Below are 13,821 nucleotides of genomic sequence, written 5' to 3'. Positions count from 1 at the left end.
CCAGGTCGCCGACTTATAAGGGCGCGACGACAAAAGGTCGATCGAATGGGACCGCGACCGCTTGTCGGCTTTCGACCGTCGCCGCGCAGGAGCGCAGCGCCGCGTTGATGCGAGAGACGAAGTCGTCGAAGCCGCCCGTCCTGACGCTCATCAACGCCCCGCTGACGTCATCGACAGGCTCGCTGAGCGGTTCGGCCGCCCGACCTTCGAGCGGGCGGAGGATCGCCGCCCCGGCAAGCAGGGTCGAAACGAAGGCTCTGCAATTCATTTCTTCTCTCCGAAGGGAGCCGCGCGGATTTCACCGGCGCAGGCCCGCCGCCGGGCGCCGGGCTTCTATGACGCCGGGACGGAGGCGCCAAGCCGATATTTAACGCCGCCGGCCGACTCGCAGGCAAGAGGACGTTCCGCCATCCGACGGAAGCCGACGCGCGCCTGGTCTGGACCGCGTCATTCGGTTGAATTATCCTGCGCAGGCTTCGCCGGGGCCGTTGGCGCAAGTTCGACCATTCGACCAAAACGAAGAACATCGTGGCTAATCGCGCGCGCCTCGTTCCTTTCCCTTCGCTCTTTTCTCTTCCGCTTTGCGCCGAAAGGAAACCGCCGCAAAATTGACGAGCCTATCGACGCGAAGGATGATCGATCATGACGACTGCTTTCGACGTCATCGTCATCGGCCTCGGCGCGATGGGCGCCGCCGCCTGCCGCCATGTCGCCGCGCGCGGCCATAGCGTTCTGGGCCTGGAGCAGCGCCATCTCGCCCACGACCGCGGAAGCTCGCATGGCGAAACGCGTCTCATCCGCAAAGCCTATTTCGAGAATCCGAGCTATGTGCCGCTGCTCGAGCGGGCCTTCGAACTGTGGGAGCGGCTCGAAGCGGACTGCGGAGAAACCCTTCTCGCGCGCAACGGTCTCGTCACCTTCGGTCGCCCCGGCAAGAGCAGGGTCTATGACGGCGCGCTCGAAAGCGGGCGGCTATACGCGATCCCGATGGAGGAGCTTGGCCGCGACGAGGCCTTGAGGCGCTGGCCCATGTACCGCGCGCCCGAGGGCTTCGCGGCGGCTTTCGAACCCGGCGCCGGTTTTTTATATGCCGAAAAATGCCTGCTCGCCCACGCCCGCGAAGCGCGCAAACGCGGCGCTGTCCTGAGAGAAAACGAAGCGGTCGTCGATTATCGCTTCGAAAATGGCCGCGCGCAGGTGCGCACCGCGCACGGGAGATATTCCGCCGCCCGCGTGATCGTCGCGGGCGGCGCATGGAGTTCCCTTCTGCTCGGCGAGCTGGGCCTGCCGCTCACGCTGCGGAAAATGTTTCTCTCCTGGTTTCCCGCGCCGCGGGATCACGCGGCAGACAGGGGCGTCCCCGGTTTCGTCTTCGATCGCGACGACGACTTCTATTACGGATTTCCCCAGATCGACGGTCACAGCGTGAAGGTCGCCGGGCATCGTCGCTTCGAAACGCTCGACAGGCCCGAAGACAAGGACGCGCGCCCTGTGAGCCCGGAGAGAGTCGCCGCGCTCCGCGGCTTCGTCCGCGACTGCCTGCCGCTCGCATCGGATGAGGCGTTGCGCGTCTCGACCTGTATCTACACCATGACGCCCGACGAGGATTTCGTGATCGACCGACATCCCGAGACGCCGAAACTCGCGTTCGCCGCCGGCTTTTCCGGCCACGGCTTCAAATTCGCATCGGTCGTCGGAGAAATTCTGGCCGACCTTGCGATCGACGGCAAAACCGCGCATCCGATCGACTTTCTGTCCGCCCTGCGCTTTCAGCGCAACAGCTTTCGTTCGCGCTGACGCGCCGAGAGCGTGAGCATCGGCAGGAGCTTCTTCGCGATCGACTCCACCGCCTGCCCGGAACTGAACCCGCGCATCGGCAAACCGACGTTCGTAGCGGGAGGGAAAAGATTGTAGAGCGTGACCAAAGGCGGGGCATAGGGCTCTGTCAGGCGCGCGAGCGTGCCGAGCGGAACCACATTGCCGTCCTGACTGCGGACATACATGCTCAAAAGATCGTCGGGCTGGAGGCGGTAGCGCGAGTCGGCCTGCACATAGACCTGAAGCGGCAGCCGCTTGAGCCGCGGGTCGACATAAAAAACCCAGCTCGTCCGCGCATGGTCTCGCCTCCGATCCTCTCAAGGCAAAAGAATCAGAAACACGGCGATTTGGCGAGTTTGATAGAAGTGTCCAGCTTCAAACGCCGATGGACACGAGGAGGGCAAGCGCGCGATCACGCAAAGCGTCTCGCGCAATGGCGACCACGCTCGCTCGCCGAGTCGCCTTTCGCGACGAGGTCGAGGGGGGACGTCGATGCGCGTGTCGCCTATCTGAGAAGGATCCCTGCGACGCTCGACCCTGCGGATCACGGTCTCTACTTGCGCTGGGTTGACATTTAGGCGGAAGGCGAGCGGCAGCCTCTCAGCCCAACCGGTCCCGCCTTGATTCAACCTGCGAAACGCAGAAAAAATCAAGGCGGGACCAGTTCGATATACAGCTCGAGCGCTCCATCACGCTTGAAGCGACGGCTGCGCCTCCGTTGGACGCCGCAGTTGCTCTTCTTTCCCGGCTTCGGCCAATTCGATGATGAATGGCGCAAAGGCGCGACGGAGGGCCTCAATCGAATAATTCGCCTCGATGTAGGCGACGCCGCGCGTTACAATGGCCCTCGCTTCCTCTCGGTCGCTCAGGCAGGCGAGCACCGCTTCCGCGAGCGCTTCGGATTTGTCCGCCACGTAGCTGATCGGCTCCGTCGGGAACAGCCCCTGCATGCCGGTGGACGTCGTCACCAGAGGCGTCGAATTCATCAGGGCCTCGAGTGTCTTGCCCTTCACGCCGGCGCCGAATCTGAGTGGCACGATGGCCGCGCCGGCGGTGGCGTAAAGCTCTGCAAGTTCTTCGTCGCTGAGGCGCCCCTTCAAAACGACCGACTCGGATTCCAGACGGGCGATTTCCGGGCTCGTCATCGAGCCGACGACAATCAGCCGCACGCTCGGCCGCTGCGCCAGAATCAACGGCATCACGTCAGCAACGAACCAGCGCAAACCGTCCACGTTGGGTGGATGCGGCCCGCCGACGAACAGCAATTCGTCCGGGTTGCGCGCCTCGAAGCGCGCCAGATTGGCGTAAGCCGTCGACAGTTCGGACGGAAGATAGCCGAAAAGCGGCAGCGCCTCCGCGACGCAAGTCGGCATCAAACGGCGAACTTCTTCGCGCTCCTCCACGCTCGGATAGAGCACGATATCCGCCTTGCGCCAGTTTTCCATCTCCTGGGCGCGCGTCTCGTCGATGGCTTTTCTCAGTTCTGGATTCTTGCTGATCTCATATTCACGCTCCATCCGTTTGAAATGGATGTCGTGACCGTAATAGAGAATCCCGCACCGCGAATGCGCTCTGAGCGAATCGTAATATTTGATCGAGATATGCGGACGGCTGAGCAGGGCGTAGTCGAAATACTTGCCGTTCGCCGCGATGAAGTCGTCGAAGCGCCCGGCATAGGCGGCCGAATAGATGACCTCGACGCCCGCCCGCTGCAGCGGCGCGCAATATTCGCGGTCCTCGTTGAGATTGTCCGGCCACAGGGTGACGCGGAACCCGGCCTGGAGGAACATGCGAATGTAATGATACATGTTGCGGGAGCCAGCGTCCCGGTCCCATTGCGGGATATAGTGGTCGACGACCAGAATATGCGGCCGGTGACGCGAACGGTCGCGTGCGAGGAACACATTCTCCGCGTTGGGGAAGTGATCCTTTTCGAGAACGCTCCGCCAACGCGCCAGAAGCTTTTCCTGATTGGCGATCTGGTACGCCTTGATGCCGCTGCCCGTGTCGCGGCCGTGGCTCCTGCCCTCGTGGTGGATGAGTTCGGAATGAGGGACGTAGACGGTCCGCATGCCGATGTCGCGGACGCGGAACGCAATGTCCGCGTCTTCGCAATAGGCGGGGGCGTAGATCGGATCGAACCCCTCGAGCCGCTTCCACACATTCGTTGGCAGCGCGATCGAGGCCCCCGAGATATAATCGACGTCCTTGCAGTAGTTGAATTCGGGCAGCCGCGGATCGCTGTTGCGGCCGAAATTCCATGCAGAGCCGTCGCGCCAGTAAATGCCGCCGGCTTCCTGCAGCGTGCCGTCGCCATTGAGCAGTTTCGAGCCGGAGAATCCGACGGTCTCGTCGCGTTCGAAGACGCCGATGAGTTCGTCGAGCCAGCCTGGGAAGGTCAAGGTGTCGTTGTTGAGGAAGACGACGAACCGTCCCTTCGCGACCTCGGCGGCGGCGTTGCAGTTTCCGAGGAAGCCGCGGTTCTCCGCGTGGCGCACGTGAACGATCGGGCCGCCCGCCGTCGAAAACACTTCTTCGGTCGCGTCGCTGGATTTGTCGTCGCCGATGATGATCTCGAAAGAAAAGCGTGAGCCGTTTTCGAGAACGCTCAACACGCAGGTCAGCGTGAAAATGAGATTGTTGTAAACCGGGACGATGATCGAGACGTCGATCGCCTGATGGCGCCGCGGCCGGCGTTTTCGGCAATGGGTGAGCAGCCGTTCCCGCATGACGCGAAAATCGTCCGATTCGGCGAAAGCCTCCGGCGAGTCGCCGTAGCGGTCCACCATCGCCATGAAATAAATGTAAAGCGGCAGCTGGTTCTCGCCAAAGCGCTCGATGATGTAATCGCGCAACTGCTGCGGCAGCCAATAGGTGAAATCCGGGGCCGGCGGCCATGCCCCGAGACCGGGCTGATTGACGTCAATCTCCGAGCCGCGAGGCTGAGTCGGCACGGAAATCCGCGTCTCGCCGAAATAGGTGAAGGCCGACACGGGGTCGAACCTTCGCCAATAGGCGTCCGGAACAATGCTCTTCATGTCCGCGACGCTGATCTTTTCATTGGTCTCGAGCTGCTGGCTCGCACCCGACAGCACGTAATGCGAAAGCGCGTCGCATTCGGCCGCCAGAGCGTCCCGATTGCGTTCGAGATAAAAAGGAAGGTCGAAGAGCGGATGCGGCGACCGCTGCTCATAGGCGCCAAAACGCACGAAATGCACGAGCGGATTGATCTGCGCTTCGAGAACGTCGGGGTTGCGCGCGAGATACCAGTCGCCGGCAAAGGCGCGGAAGGGCTCACGCCCCTCTCGCCAGCCGATGGCGCAATAATGCATGAGCGGGCAGACGCCCTGCCGAAGCAGGTCCGGATTGTCCTGGAAATAGAACTCAGGATCGAAGAGCGGATGCGGGCTCGCGAGGGCGTGACGCGGATCGCTCAGATACGCCGCGAAAGGTTTCGCTTCCGAATCGAGGCCGGACTGCTCGGCCAGGCGATCGAGCCAAACGAGCGGATGCGGATTCCGCCGCTCCTCTTCCCCGGAGGCGATGAAGTGATCGAGCGGATCGACGCCGCGTTGGGCGACGTCGTCGTTGCGTTGAAGGTAAAACCCCGCGTCGAACAGCGGATGCGGCGACATGAAGCGGCTCTTGCCGTTGCGCAGATAATGCACGAGCGGCGGCAAGCCTTCCAGCCGATCCCCATAGAGGGCGCGATACCATGCGGCGTTGAAATAAGGATGCGGATCGCGATCCTCGGCGAAGCCGTTTCTCAAATAATGAACCAGCGGGTCTATCCCATGCTGGGCGACATCGGGGTTCTGAGCTAGATACCACTGCGGATCGAACAGCTTCGAATTTTCGATGTCCTTTCTCTCGGATCGCCCGAGAGAGCGCAGGGGCGGCATTGGGACCGTTGATCGCAATCGGCCGCGAAAAACGATGAGGGGCAATCGCCAGAGAGAAACCCTGACCGTTCGAACCGCCGCAGCGAATTGCGCCTCGACCGCCCGTTTCACGCCAATGACGCGCACCTGCTGGTCGAGACGCTGAAGCGTCGCGCGCTGGGACGCGGTCGCCGACATGTATTTGGAGAGCAGATCCTGCCGCCGGCCGAGTTCGGCCTCCGCCTCCTCGACGTCGGCCGTCAGTCCGGCGATGACCTCGGCCTGCTCCTCGAACCGCCGCCGGAGCTTTGCGGACTCCTCCACCTCTTTTTCCAGGTCGAGGATGGCCGTTGCGCGAGATTCGAGATCTTTTTCGAGCGCAGCGATCTGCTGGCCTAATCCTTCCCGCGCTTCGTGGAGCGCCGCAATTTCCGCATTCAGTTCGTCCTGCGTCTGGCGAAGGGAGGCCGCGTCGGCCTGCGCGCGCGCCAGAGCCTCCCGGGCATTATCGAGAAACTCGTTCGATTCGGAGAGTTCGGCGCGCAGGCGGGCGGTTTCGGCCCCGCTGGCGGCGATCTTTTCCTGCGCGTCGGCAAGGAGCGCGCCTCGCTCCTCGACCAGCCGCGCCGCATCTTCATAGACCTCCCTCAGCGCCGCTTCGGCCTCGCGGGCGTTTCTCGCGTCGGTCTCCGCTTTCTCGAGCGCGCGACGCAGCAACGACGCCTGACTGCTCAGTTCGTCTCCGGTTCGCTTGGCCTTGGCCAATGCGTCCTGAAGCGCGGCGTTTTCGTCGTCGGCGCGCTCGCGCTCCAGCCGCGCTTCGAGCAGTTCCGACCGCAACTGCTCGGACTCGCTCAGCCGCGAGACATCCTGCCGCAGCTCCGCCAGATCGCGATGGAAAAGGTTCTGCGTCGAGGCGGTGATCTGACGAAGTTCGCGAACCAGCCTGTCGCCCACATCCTGCGCCGCATGCGCCTGCGCCTCCCTCGCCCGGGCGAGCGCGCCTTCGATCTCCCGAAGCCGGGCGCGAAGTTTTTCATCCGCCTCGTGGAGATCGGACGCCCAAAGAAAGAGTCGCTCTCTTTCCCGCCATAGATCGACGGATTCGTCGACGAACAGAGAGGGCGCCTCCAGTTTCTTGCGCACCGGCGCATTGCCGCAGACCGCGACAAAACAATCGACCGATCCGAGCGCCGGAGCGCCCGGCTCCGGACGCTGGTCCTTCGCGACCAGACTGAAAATCGCCGGCTTCTGCGACCGCGACAGTTCGAGCGGCGCAATCAAGGAGGGAACAAAAAAACGCTGACCATACAGGTGAACATGCGAGAAGGCCGATCTGAGAAGCGCCTCGAAGGCCGTCCTGTCGAACGCCCCGGCGTCCGCTCCCCCCGAACCGTCGGCGCGGGCCGGCGCCGACACGATCAGCGCGCCGCTTTTTCGAAGCACCCTGGCGGCTTCCTTGAGTAAAGCCTCCGGCTCGGCGATTCGCCCAATGGCCTCAAAGGCGACGACCACGTCGAAACTGCCATCCTCGAACGGCAGGCGCGAAAAGTCGACCGGCTTGAAGGCGAGTCGCGCATTCTCCGCGAACTTTCGGGAAGCGCGCGCCACAGCGTCCGCATCCGCGTCGACGCCGACGACCTGATCTGCGCTCCGGGCGAGGATTTCGGCCCCGCCCCCCTCCCCGCAGGCGAGATTCAGCACCGTCTTGCCGGCGACGACGCTAGCGCAAACGCCATAACGGTGCCGGTATTCGTAAGACGCGCGCCCGCCTGAATCCGGCGCGAATCCTTCAAGGTCTTTGGCCATGCCCAGTCCGCCCCCTCGAAGTATGGGCCAAAACGCCTTGCATTCATAAAATATCGACGGCGGCTTTGCTACCTCGCCGCCGTCAGGGCGATCGACCGGAAGGCCATGCCGAGAACGCGCCCGTCGTTGCCGAAGCCAGCCTCCTTCGGACAAATCGCCTTCGGGGCAACGAATGTGAACAGGCAATCCGGCGAATTGAAGAAGCTCGATTCGATCGTTCCGCTGCGCACGCCCCCCTCCCGCACGGGCCAGAACGCGACGAAGGCGCCGTTGAGGAAGACGTAAAGTTCCTGCTCAATCCCTTTTGCCGCCAGAGGGATGACGTCGACGTCGAGACGCAGATCCTTGCCGGCGTTATCTACCATAAGACGCAGTTTCGCCGTATGCCCGGCCCAGGTGTGCTGCGTGTCGTTGGCGTCGTGATGCCAACCGTCGCCTGCCCACAATTTGTAATCGCCGCCCGACCCAAACTGCACTTTCAGGGGGAGCTTCGCCATCGATCACATCCTCGCGTGTTTCGTGCCCCGCTGCCGCGCCAGAGATGGCGCGGCGGAAGCGATCGCGCCCGCTTCGACCGCTCGAAAAAAACTGGCGACACAGCGCATGAAAAAGAGCGGGCCTTCACTAACTCACGCCGCGGCGCAGGACAAGCTTTGACCCCAAAAAAGTGAAAAAAATCGGTATATTGCTAAACATCTCAAGTTTTTGGCGCAATCATGCGCTTCATGCGCGTTTCGTCATCAAAACGCCCAATCGGCGCGCAAACGTTTTGGGTTAGCTTGGAAACAATTTACGGGCGCGCCCGCCACGCGCCGAGCGCCGGCTTGGTAAATCGCTCCGATGCAGCTAATGATGGGTCCGCATGGGCCGCGCAGCGCGTCGAGGCGGTCGACTTTCGGATGGAATCTAATGGCCCTTCCGCCACATCTACGGCGCCTCGAGTCCGAGGCGATCTTCGTTCTGAGAGAGGTCGTCGCAGAGTTTCGCAATCCCGTGATGCTCTATTCGATCGGCAAGGACTCGAGCGTGATGCTGCATCTCGCGCTCAAGGCGTTCTATCCGGCGAAGCCGCCGTTTCCTCTCCTTCACGTCGACACGACCTGGAAGTTCCGCGAAATGATCGCCTTCCGGGACCAAACCGCCGCGCGCGTCGGCATGGATCTGATCGTCCACACCAATCTCGATGGCGTCGCGCGCGGCGTCAGTCCGTTCACGCTCGGCTCTTCCGCCTACACGCAGGTCATGAAGACCGAGGCGCTGCGCCAGGCGCTGGACAAATACAAGTTCGACGCCGCTTTCGGCGGCGCGCGGCGCGACGAGGAGAAGAGCCGGGCGAAAGAGCGCGTCTTCTCCCACAGGACGCCCGCCCACGCCTGGGATCCGAAGAATCAGCGGCCGGAATTGTGGCGCGTCTTCAATACGCGTCTCGGCGAAGGAGAATCGGTGCGCGTGTTCCCGCTCTCCAATTGGACCGAGCTGGACGTCTGGGATTATATCGTCGCCGAAAACATTCCCGTCGTGCCGCTCTATTTCGCCAAGGAACGGCCGGTCGTCGAACGGGGCGGGACGCTCATCATGGTGGACGACGATCGCCTTCCGCTCGCGGAAAACGAATCTCCCGCGATGCGTCGCGTGAGGTTCCGCACGCTCGGCTGCTATCCGTTGACTGGCGCGATCGAGTCCGACGCCGCGACGCTCGAGGACATCGTCTCGGAGATGCGCCTCTCCACGACATCGGAGCGCCAGGGCAGACTGATCGACTTCGACGAGGCGGCCTCCATGGAGAAGAAAAAGCGCGAGGGCTATTTCTGATGGAAAAGGCGTTCAATCCGGAAGCGGCTGACGCGCACGCCGCGGCGCCGGCGAAACCGACCCTGCGCTTTCTTACCTGCGGTTCGGTGGACGACGGCAAATCCACGCTGGTGGGCCGGCTGCTTTATGAACGTCAGCTGATCTTCGACGACCAGCTCGCGGCGCTTGAAAAAGACTCCCGGCGGCACGGAACGGTCGGCGAAGACATCGATTTCGCCCTGCTCGTCGACGGCCTCGAGGCCGAGCGCGAACAGGGCATCACGATCGACGTCGCCTATCGCTATTTCGCGACGCCGGCGCGCTCTTTCGTCGTCGCCGATTCGCCCGGCCACGAGCAATACACCCGCAACATGGCGACGGGAGCCTCCAACGCCGATCTCGCCATCTTGCTGGTCGACGCGCGCAAGGGGCTTTTGACGCAGACGCGGCGCCATGCGACGATCGTATCGCTGCTCGGCGTTCGCCACGTCGTGCTCGCGGTCAACAAGATGGATCTCGTCGGCTACGACCGCTCCGTCTTCGACAAGATTGTCGACGATTTTCGCGAGGCGGCGCAGACTCTGCATTTCGCCTCGATCGCGGCGATTCCGATGTCGGCGCGGTTCGGCGACAATGTCATCGCGCCCTCCGCCAACATGTCCTGGCATTCGGGACCGAGCCTCCTCGCCTATCTGGAGGAAGTCGACGTCGAGAGCGGGCTCGCCGGTCAGCCCATGCGCTTTCCGGTTCAATGGGTGAACCGTCCGCATCTCGATTTCCGCGGCTTTGCCGGGACGATTGCATCCGGGCGCATCGGCGTGGGCGACGAGATCGTCGTGGCGGCCTCCGGCCGCGGGACGAGGATCGCCCGCATCGTGACAATGGACGGCGATCTGCCGTTTGCCGAAGCGCCTGATTCGGTCACGCTGGTTTTCGAGGACGAAATCGACGCGTCGCGGGGGGACGTGCTCTGCCACAAGCAGCACCGGCCCGATGTGGTCGATCAATTCGCCGGCCACCTGATCTGGATGTCCGACGACAAGCTGCTGCCCGGCCGTTCCTATCTCATGAAAATCAACGGACGAACGATTTCTGCCGCGGTTACGGAGATCAAACACAAGCTCGACGTCGACACGGGAGCCAAGGTCGCTGCGAAGACTCTGAGTCTGAATGAAATCGGCTTCTGCAACCTGGCTGCTTCGGCCTCCGTCGCGATCGATCCCTACGAAGTCAATCGAACGACCGGCGCCTTCATTCTCATCGACCGGTTCACCAACGCCACGGCGGCGGCGGGCATCGTCGCCTTTCCGCTGCGACGCGCCACAAATGTTCATCTGCAAGAGCAGTCGATCTCGAAGGCCGTCCGCTCGCGCGTCAAGCATCAGAAGCCGGCCGTGCTGTGGTTCACGGGCCTGTCAGGGGCCGGCAAATCGACCGTCGCGAATCTTGTCGAGACCAAACTCGTCGAGCGCCACGCACACACCATCATGCTCGATGGCGACAACATTCGTCATGGACTGAACAAGGATCTCGGCTTCACCGACGCCGACCGCGTGGAAAATATTCGGCGCATCGGCGAAGTTTCGAAGCTCATGGTGGATGCCGGCCTCATCGTGCTTTGCGCCTTTATTTCGCCGTTCAAGGCGGAGCGCCGCATGGTCCGGTCGTTGGTCGAGGAAGGCGAGTTTATCGAGATCTTCCTCGACACGCCGATCGAGGTCTGCATCGAGCGCGATCCCAAGGGGCTCTACAAGAGGGCTCTCGCCGGCGAAATCAAGAACTTCACGGGCGTCGACCAGGCCTATGAGCGCCCCGAGCAGCCGGAGCTCCATGTCAATCACACTGGGAAGAGCGCGAACGAAATCGCTGACGAAATCGTTTCCTATCTAATCTCTAAAGCAATCATTCACGGGTGAGGGAAAGAATGATAATGGCTGCGACGCGGAACGAGCGTGATTGAAGTTAGGGATCTAGCAACCAGCGCAATCCACCGAAACATCGGCCAAATGAAAGAAAAAAATATTATTCCAGCGAGTTGCTCGATAGCGCTACCACTTACACTCGATTGCGATTACTCCAGTCGCATGAAGGCTTGTTCAAGACGTTCAAGGGCACCTCAATGGTCCAAGCACCGGATAAATTCATCGAATTCTCGATCCTATTCGCGACCGACGGTGACAGATAGTTTCCATCAAATCGGGATGGCAGCCGGCCCATAACTTCGTCACGAGGCAGGTTCCTTGAGAGTGCTTTAGATTGGGAGCACCCGCGGACCCATGCTTGGGAAGGATTGCCTTAAGGATTGTTTATTGACAAACACTCTCCGAAAGATTCTGTATTTGATGTTTACTTTCATACATTGATAAGTAAATTGAAGAGCAGTAGCTCGCGATAGCTAAGGGAGAAACCTCTATGAATCTGATCATACATATTGGCCCGCATAAGACCGGTTCGACAGCAATTCAGCAAGCGCTGGTATATAACCGCGTTAGCCTCGCACGCGCAGGCTTTCAATATCCTGAGATTGGCTTTTCAGAGTATGGACATCATAAATTTGTCGACTGTCTCGCAGTCAATCGACCCGGCAACAATCTTGATAGTATGATTGATGAATTAAATGCGTGTTCTGGTACTATAATACTATCTAGTGAAAACTTTTCAAGGCTCTCATCGGAAGGAATATCCTTGCTAGCTAGCAAGCTGAAATTTGAAAACGTAAGTATAATTTTTTATCTGCGGAACCTGCCAGACTCGGTTTGGGCGTGGTGGCAAGAGCTTGTGAAGCACGGTGACAAGAGATCATTTTTGCTTTTTTACTCTGAATTAATGACGCGTCCATTGCAAAGTCATATCTTAAACGTCAATGACGTTCTAAAGAAATGGGCAGCGCCGTTTGGACGCGATGCAATAAAAATCTTTCGATATGAAGAAATTGACGACACATCATTTCATTTTTTTAAAAATGTTCTCAATATATCTGATATAAAGACGGGCATCAGAATCAATAAGTCATTTACTACTACAGAAATTGAGTTTATCCGTATAATAAATAGTAGAGATATAAAAGGAATCGACGTTTTACGTAAAAGCAAATGTGCTAAGGAACTGATGGGCAAGGTTTCCTGTGAAATGCTTAAACATGTGAGAGAGATTGAAGTGGATTATGAGTCATTTATTTTTAAATTTATTGAAGAGCATATTAAGTCTGAGTGGCGAAAGAATATTATTACTAGATCATCTTTAGATACGATTTTTTTAAAGAGATCCAGCAGGCTTGCTTTCGTCGATCCGATATTCTGGGCAGAGAACCCAATTTTTTTTAATGAGGTATGCTCGCTCGCCAAGTAGGTTTTATTGTGTCACGCGTTCGGGCTTTGTGGGTGGGGCAAAAATGATGAAACCTAAGATGGCTAATGTTCTCGCGCTCGCGGTAGCTATTATCTTTATACTTCAGATAGGAGTGAGGGCTTCCGAAGCTCCGCTGTTAGGCGTGACGTATACTCACTTCGCACTCGACATGGAAAAGGCAAATGCATGCTCGACCGAAGGCCATGCCGTAACGATGAAAAGTGGAGCAGCGATACCTTATTATTTTATCCCGCGTGTGCGCGACCTCGTAAAGAAGCAACTGATGATAACTAAAAAATCTGGTTTCGACAGTTTACGTACAATAATATGGTTTAGCAACTCGCCAAACGAGGGGGTTTTCTCGTCACGCGAAAGTGACGCAAATTTTGTTGCGAAAAATGTCGTTTTATTCACTGAAGATGTCATAGCTGCAGGCTTTAAATATTGGACTGTGGTGTTCGGCGCCCAAGGACGAAATTCTCCCCACTGCAGAACTTCCGAATGGGGTGATTGTTTTGATCTATCATTAATCGACGAAAATTGGAATTTTATCTCCAAATTGAGGTCATCAATAGGTGAAATTGCGGGAGAACGCATCAAAGTTTCTTATGACTTGGTGAACGAGGGCTGCCCTAGTCGTTACCTTAAAAGTGAATATTATGAAAAGTTAGTTCGATATGATAAGCTAATTTTATCCCGATACTCAAAATTTTTTGGGCATTCCGACGCCAGAATTTCTTGTGCTAGCGGTGATACAGATCGCGTCAATCGTATAATTGAAATATATAATTCTGTTAATTTTAAAACTTCTTTAATAGATATTCATTTATATGAAACATCCGAAACAGATTTGAATAATACTCTGGAAGGCGTCTTTAATACTGCAGAAAAAACTGGAATGAAAATTGTTATCGGAGAGCTTCTGTATCACAACAAGCCCCAAATCGAAGCCATAGATGCATTTATGAAACGCCATCCCAACAGCATTAATGAAATTGTTCAATGGCCATTACGAATGCCTAGCAACCACTGCAACATGGACGTTCCTCCTCCCTTCACCCCGGGTGAGTTTCGTAGGCTGACGCAATAAACGAGGGCTATGGAAGTGTAGAGCGCCTCTTTTGAACAGGCGGCGAGCACGGGCGTGATCCCTATGTATCCGGCTATGACCAAA

At 58.7% G+C, this 13,821-nt stretch carries 9 protein-coding genes; 5 read left to right on the top strand and 4 right to left on the bottom strand.

The features are described from left to right. Nucleotides 1-13: 13 nt before the first annotated feature. Nucleotides 14-268: a hypothetical protein gene (locus ACV959_RS02290; RefSeq protein ID WP_475738309.1), complete on the bottom strand. Its 255-nt coding sequence runs from the start codon at nt 266-268 to the stop codon at nt 14-16. 374 nt (nt 269-642) lie between these two features. Here ACV959_RS02290 and solA point away from each other — a divergent pair, with 374 nt between their 5' ends. Further along, a complete protein-coding gene (gene solA, locus ACV959_RS02285; protein ID WP_475738308.1) occupies nt 643-1,797 on the top strand; it encodes an N-methyl-L-tryptophan oxidase in 1,155 nt (384 codons plus the stop codon). On the opposite strand, the gene ACV959_RS02280 is transcribed toward solA, so the two are convergent. The 3 genes from ACV959_RS02280 to ACV959_RS02270 form a co-directional block, all read right to left on the bottom strand. Next, nucleotides 1,770-2,051 (bottom strand): efflux RND transporter permease subunit, encoded by a 282-nt coding sequence (locus ACV959_RS02280; protein WP_475738307.1) that lies wholly within the window; start codon nt 2,049-2,051, stop codon nt 1,770-1,772. The genes solA and ACV959_RS02280 overlap by 28 nt on opposite strands. Nucleotides 2,052-2,507: 456 nt before the next feature. Beyond that, complete coding sequence (locus ACV959_RS02275) at nt 2,508-7,508, bottom strand: glycosyltransferase (RefSeq protein ID WP_475738306.1); 5,001 nt, start codon at nt 7,506-7,508, stop codon at nt 2,508-2,510. 68 nt (nt 7,509-7,576) lie between these two features. After that, the gene (locus ACV959_RS02270; protein WP_475738305.1) at nt 7,577-8,005 is read right to left on the bottom strand and encodes a hypothetical protein; all 429 of its coding nucleotides are present in this window, start codon (nt 8,003-8,005) and stop codon (nt 7,577-7,579) included. Between the two features lie 412 nt (nt 8,006-8,417). On the opposite strand from ACV959_RS02270, the gene cysD reads away from it, so the two are divergent. The 4 genes from cysD (at nt 8,418) to ACV959_RS02250 (ending at nt 13,737) form a co-directional block, all read left to right on the top strand. Continuing rightward, a complete protein-coding gene (gene cysD / locus ACV959_RS02265) occupies nt 8,418-9,320 on the top strand; it encodes a sulfate adenylyltransferase subunit CysD (RefSeq protein WP_475738304.1) in 903 nt (300 codons plus the stop codon). After that, nucleotides 9,320-11,215 carry a sulfate adenylyltransferase subunit CysN gene (cysN, locus tag ACV959_RS02260; RefSeq protein WP_475738303.1) on the top strand — a complete coding sequence of 632 codons (1,896 nt, stop codon included), beginning with the start codon at nt 9,320-9,322 and terminating at the stop codon, nt 11,213-11,215. The genes cysD and cysN overlap by 1 nt, the downstream gene beginning before the upstream one ends. 496 nt (nt 11,216-11,711) lie before the next feature. Next, a complete protein-coding gene (locus ACV959_RS02255) occupies nt 11,712-12,647 on the top strand; it encodes a hypothetical protein (RefSeq protein ID WP_475738302.1) in 936 nt (311 codons plus the stop codon). A 58-nt stretch (nt 12,648-12,705) separates the two neighbouring features. Beyond that, complete coding sequence (locus ACV959_RS02250; RefSeq protein ID WP_475738301.1) at nt 12,706-13,737, top strand: hypothetical protein; 1,032 nt, start codon at nt 12,706-12,708, stop codon at nt 13,735-13,737. Nucleotides 13,738-13,821 lie beyond the last annotated feature (84 nt).

Source organism: Methylocystis sp. Se48 (assembly GCF_056269425.1).
This window is presented reverse-complemented; position numbering and strand designations above follow the sequence as displayed.

Excerpts from the sequence above, each read along its gene's own strand:
- ACV959_RS02290 (WP_475738309.1), bottom strand. The coding sequence starts at position 268 with ATGAATTGCAGAGCCTTCGTTTCGACCCTGCTTGCCGGGGCGGCGATC.
- solA (WP_475738308.1), top strand. The coding sequence starts at position 643 with ATGACGACTGCTTTCGACGTCATCGTCATCGGCCTCGGCGCGATGGGC.
- ACV959_RS02275 (WP_475738306.1), bottom strand. The coding sequence starts at position 7,508 with ATGGCCAAAGACCTTGAAGGATTCGCGCCGGATTCAGGCGGGCGCGCG.
- ACV959_RS02270 (WP_475738305.1), bottom strand. The coding sequence starts at position 8,005 with ATGGCGAAGCTCCCCCTGAAAGTGCAGTTTGGGTCGGGCGGCGATTAC.
- cysD (WP_475738304.1), top strand. The coding sequence starts at position 8,418 with ATGGCCCTTCCGCCACATCTACGGCGCCTCGAGTCCGAGGCGATCTTC.
- cysN (WP_475738303.1), top strand. The coding sequence starts at position 9,320 with ATGGAAAAGGCGTTCAATCCGGAAGCGGCTGACGCGCACGCCGCGGCG.
- ACV959_RS02255 (WP_475738302.1), top strand. The coding sequence starts at position 11,712 with ATGAATCTGATCATACATATTGGCCCGCATAAGACCGGTTCGACAGCA.
- ACV959_RS02250 (WP_475738301.1), top strand. The coding sequence starts at position 12,706 with ATGGCTAATGTTCTCGCGCTCGCGGTAGCTATTATCTTTATACTTCAG.